The organism is Leucobacter sp. M11, from assembly GCF_035726885.1.
GTDB lineage: Bacteria > Actinomycetota > Actinomycetes > Actinomycetales > Microbacteriaceae > JAPFRB01.
This window is the reverse complement of the sequence record NZ_JAPFRB010000003.1, coordinates 496,332-497,822: the sequence shown is the minus strand read 5'-3', so window position 1 is coordinate 497,822 and position 1,491 is coordinate 496,332. Positions and strand designations below refer to the sequence as shown.

2 protein-coding genes are annotated in these 1,491 nt (G+C 74.0%); both read right to left on the bottom strand.

The annotated features are described in order from the left end of the window. Window positions 1-94: 94 nt before the first annotated feature. A complete protein-coding gene (locus tag OOT08_RS10720) occupies window positions 95-850 on the bottom strand; it encodes an SDR family NAD(P)-dependent oxidoreductase (protein ID WP_325092637.1) in 756 nt (251 codons plus the stop codon). Beyond that, on the bottom strand, window positions 847-1,491 hold a 645-nt coding region (locus OOT08_RS10715), incomplete at its 5' end, for a fumarylacetoacetate hydrolase family protein (protein WP_325092636.1). The genes OOT08_RS10715 and OOT08_RS10720, both read right to left, overlap by 4 nt.

Genomic DNA, 1,491 nt, shown 5'->3' with positions numbered 1-1,491 from the left:
GTGCGCCCGGATCCCGCCTCTTCCCAGGCTAACGACGGCCCGGCCGGCTGGCCAGCCCCTGCCGGGGACGCACACGGGGCGTCCAGGCCCGGGCTCAGCCCGCGTCGGGTCGGAGGCGGAGCTCCTGCATGCCGCCGTCGACGGCAATCGAGGTGCCCGTGGTCGAGCCCGCGAGGGGGCTGGCCAGGTAGGCGACCGCCTCGGCCACCTCCTCGGGGCGCACGAGCCGCCCGTGCGGCTGCCGCGCCTCCAGGGCGGTCCGCTCGGCGGCGGGGTCCGGGGCCGAGCCGAGCAGACGCCCCACCCAGGGGGTGTCCGCGGTGCCGGGGTTCACGGCGTTCACGCGGATGCCCTCGCGGAGGTGGTCGGCGGCCATCTGCTTGGTGAGCGCGAGCACCGCGCCCTTCGTCGCCCCGTAGAGCGCGCGGGCGGGCAGCCCGGCGGTCGCGGCGATCGAGCAGGTGTTCACGATGGCCGCGGCCGGGGAGCGGCGCAGGTGCGGCAGGGCCGCGCGCGCGACCCGGACCAGGCCGACCACGTTCACGTCGTACACGCGGTGCCACTCGGCGTCGTCGTTGCTCTCGATCGTGCCCTGGGCGCCGATGCCCGCGTTGTTCACGACGATGTCGATTCGTCCGAAGCGCTCGATGACCGCGTCGATCCCGGCGCGCACCCTCGCGTCGTCGGAGACGTCCACGCGGAAGCCCGCGCCGCCCACGGGGACCCGCTCGGGGTGCAGATCGAACACGGCGACCCGGGCGCCGCCCGCGGTCAGCCGGTCGGAGATGGCGGCACCGATGCCGGAGGCGCCGCCCGTGACCACGGCGACGAGGTCCTGGAAGGCGCTCATGCGACGGCCCCCGCGCGGTAGGCCGCGTACTCCTGGCGCTGGCGGCCCAGGCCCTCGATCTCCAGCTCAACGACGTCGCCCGGCGCGAGGTACGGGAATCGGCCCGAGAGCGCGACGCCCTCGGGGGTGCCGGTGAGGACCAGGTCGCCCGGCTCCAGGACCATGAACTGGCTGAGGTGCCAGACGATGTGGTCGACCGAGAAGATCATGTCGGCGGTGCTCGAGTCCTGGCGGCCCTCGCCGTTCACCCAGCTGCGCAGGGCGAGGGCCTGCGGCTCCACCTCGTCCCCGGTCACGAGCCACGGGCCGGTTGGCGAGAACCCGGGGCCGGACTTGCCCTTGCCCCACTGCCCGCCGGACTCCTCGATCTGCCAGGTTCGCTCGGAGAGGTCGTTGACGACCGTGTAGCCCGCGATGTGCGCGCGGCTGTCGGCGGGCGAGCCCAGGTAGCTCGCGCGCTGGCCGATCACGATGCCGAGCTCGACCTCCCAGTCGGTTTTCACGCTGCCCTTCGGGATCGTGACCGGGTCGTTCGGGCCGGCGATCGTGTTCGGGGTTTTCTGGAAGACGACCACGGTCTCGGGCGGGGCGGAGCCGGACTCGGCGGCGTGCGCGACGTAGTTCATCCCGACGCAGACGAT

What these genes read in the sequence shown, in the direction of transcription:
- OOT08_RS10720 (WP_325092637.1), bottom strand. Translation starts at nt 850, where the DNA reads ATGAGCGCCTTCCAGGACCTCGTCGCCGTGGTCACGGGCGGCGCCTCC.